Consider the following 1,631-nt stretch of genomic DNA (forward strand, 5'->3'; position numbering starts at 1 on the left):
CGGTCGAGGACCGCGGTGCGGACGAGGCCGCGGGCGCCTGGAACCCGCTGACCGCGACCGGCACCGGAACCGCGGAGGCCCGCCGGCTGTTCGACGACGCCGCGCACGGCATCCGGCTGGCGCTGCGTGAGGTGGAGTTCGCGGACGCGGCCCTGGTGCACGTGCTGCTGGAGCACGAACCCCGCAGCGCGATCCGCCGGACGTTCGCCGCCCGGACACCCGGCGCACCCCACCCGACACCCGATCCGCCCATCCGGCGCCGCGGACCCGTGGCCGGCTGCGCCGTGTGGACCGGGCTGTTCTGCACAGGTCAGGTCTGCTGCTCCTCCACCTACCACGACCCGTGGAACGGGCGGCGCCGGGAGGGCTGGTGCCGCGGCGACAACTGCTGTGACGCCTGCGAGTGTTGCGAGTGCTGCCGGTGCCCGGGCTGCAACAGCTGCGGGGGCGGCGGCGGAGGCGGAGGCGGCACCGGGGGTGGGGGAGGCGACGGCTGCTGCGACGGCTGCTGCTGCGACTGCAACTGCTGACGTCCGGCGGCGTCGGACTTGCCGCGGCCCGGTCCTGTGGCAGGTTGATCAGCATGATTGAGACGACGTCAGCCGCACAGGAGTGGCAGGAGTGGCATCAGCAGCGACTGGACACGGTGACCGCCCCCTACGGGCCGCTGTCGGTGACCGGTACCCACTGGATCACCGAGGCCGACGACGAGGGCCGGCTGGCGGGTGTGCCCGGCACCTGGCACGAGGCGCCGGACGGTGCCGGTGTCGTGTTGCGGGCCGACATCATGGACGGGGTGGTCGTCGACGGCGACCTGCTCGTCGGTGAGGTGACGCTCGGCCGGGACAGCGGCGGCCCGGCCCGCTCCCGGGTGTCCTACGGTGAGCGGCGGCTGGAACTGCTCAACCGGGAGGGCCACTGGGCGGTGCGGGTGCACGATCCGGACGCCCCCGCCCGCCGGGCCTTTCCCGGCATCAGGACCGCCGCGTACGACGCCCGGTGGGTGCTGCCCGGGACGTTCCGCCCCTACGAGGCGCCACACGGGGTGCGGGTGCCCAACGCCGACGGCCGTGAACGCACACTCGAACTGGGCGGCGAACTCACCTTCCGGACGCCCGACGGACGCCCGCACACCCTCCAGGTGTCGGTGGTCGGCAGCCGGGCGCTGTGGGCGGTGTTCGCCGACGGCAGCAGCGGGCACGGCAGCCACCGCTTCCGGTTCCTGCGCACCGGGGCGCCGGACGAGCAGGGCCGCGTGACGGTGGACTTCAACCGGGCGACGCTGCCGCCCTGCGCCTTCAGCGACCACTTCCTCTGCCCCTCCCCTCCTCCCGGCAACACCCTGGCGGCGGAGGTTCCGGCAGGGGAGCTCGACCTCGGCCCCTGACCGGCCGAAAAGTGGCTCTTGTGTGGTCGCGTGAGCAACGCCAGCATCCCCTCACGCCGCCTGCCGGGGGCCACTGCCGCGTCGCAGACCCCGGCCGCGACCACCGGCCCGCACAGGCACGGACCCCGGACTCCTCGTGGAGGAAAATGTGAGGAACAAGCGCACCGTCCCAGCCCCCGCTTCCCCCCACCGACGCGGCGTCGCCACCCGCGCCCGGCTGCTGACGATCGCCGCCGCGCTGCTG

The 1,631-nt window shown here is 74.3% G+C and carries 1 protein-coding gene and 1 pseudogene; both read left to right on the forward strand.

Annotated elements, in window-relative coordinates:
* Positions 1-530: pseudogene (locus tag ACYVE9_RS25895) on the forward strand (hypothetical protein); the annotation flags it as partial.
* Between the two features lie 53 nt (positions 531-583).
* Positions 584-1,387, forward strand: coding sequence for a DUF1684 domain-containing protein (locus tag ACYVE9_RS25900; RefSeq protein WP_461030323.1), 804 nt, complete (start codon positions 584-586; stop codon positions 1,385-1,387).
* Positions 1,388-1,631 lie beyond the last annotated feature (244 nt).

It is taken from the genome of Streptomyces sparsus, from assembly GCF_054776295.1.